The organism is Candidatus Similichlamydia epinepheli (assembly GCF_003056015.1).
Genome location: NZ_PPEU01000146.1, coordinates 1 through 1224, shown reverse-complemented (window position 1 = coordinate 1224; position 1224 = coordinate 1). Strand labels below are relative to the sequence as shown.

General features: G+C 44.0%; 3 protein-coding genes. All 3 read right to left on the bottom strand.

The genetic code is table 11. From position 1 onward, the window contains the following. The coding region (locus GCCT14_RS05030; protein ID WP_108624463.1) for a large ribosomal subunit protein bL35 at window positions 1–184 on the bottom strand (184 nt) is incomplete at its 3' end. Window positions 185–207: 23 nt separating this feature from the next. Continuing rightward, complete coding sequence (infC, locus tag GCCT14_RS05025) at window positions 208–801, bottom strand: translation initiation factor IF-3 (RefSeq protein ID WP_239978390.1); 594 nt, start codon at window positions 799–801, stop codon at window positions 208–210. Continuing rightward, the coding region (locus GCCT14_RS05020; RefSeq protein WP_157952647.1) for a hypothetical protein at window positions 798–1224 on the bottom strand (427 nt) is incomplete at its 5' end. The genes GCCT14_RS05020 and infC, both read right to left, overlap by 4 nt.

The window sequence follows — 1224 nt, the reverse complement described above, 5'->3', positions numbered from 1 at the left end:
TGAGTTGCTTGAAAACACGCTCCAACCCAGCTGGAAGGAAAGCCGGACGACGAAGCTGTCTCTTCCTCTTTGGAGATTTACTGCTCATAAATTTTCTACGACCACACTTTGCATGCTTCAACTTCCCAGTTCCTGTCACTCTGACCTTGCCAACAACAGCCTTTCGAGTTTTCATTTTCGGCATAAACAAGCGCCCCCAACCTATCTCTAACTCTCTTTATCCTTTCTACCTTCATTCTCTTCTGAGACAGAAGAGCCTGTCTGATCTTCAGAACGTATTCTCTTTTTTTTCATATCAGGACTAAGAGAAATAGAAAGAGACCGTCCTATCATCGCAAGAGGAACATCAACAGATGAAATATCAACTAATTGATCACAAGCCGATTGCATAACACCCATACCAATCTCTGAATGCGTCATCTCACGTGCACGAAACACACAAGTAATCCTTACCTTATGACCCTTCTCTATAAACTCTCGAGCTCGACGAATCTTTATTTCCAAATCATGGGAAGTAATATTTGGTCTGATTTTTATATCCTTTACTTTCACACCTTGCTGACTTTTGCGACCTTCTCGCTCTTTCCGACTTTTGTTATAACGGAACTTACCTAGATCCATTATCTTACAAACTGGAGGATCCTTCTGAGGTTCCACCTCAACTAGGTCAAGCCCAAGCTCCAAAGCCTTTTGCAAAGCATCACGCGAAGACATCATCCCAAAATTTTGACCCTCCGGACCGATCACACGAACAAGTCGGGCACGTATTTCCGAATTAGACCGCAAGGAAACCGTGTTCAAATTGATTTTCTCCTCATGGTTTCGACTAACAAAGAGACATAATTTCTCAAAGTAAAGTCGCTTAAAGACTCTTCCCTCCAAACAGAGCCGCCACACTCTTGACCATCACAAACAGAGCAAGAACGAGCAAACGCATCGTGTATACAGACCAACTGACAACCCCTACTTTCTTTAGAAAAGCTATCTCGATCCACAACCTGATTTTCCCATTCGACAGACAGAGGAACCTTCTCCAACTCGCTAGCATAAAAAGCAAGCAGAGGCACGAATGATTCCACTGACGCAAAAAGGCGAACGCGACGCGGTAGAAAAAGAATGGAGTCGGCCCCACCAAACAAAAAAAGATCCGACAAACCCTCTAAGCTATAAAGAGGCTCCAAGCAAACCCACCAAGTCCGTTCCACTGTTTTACGACGAACCGGA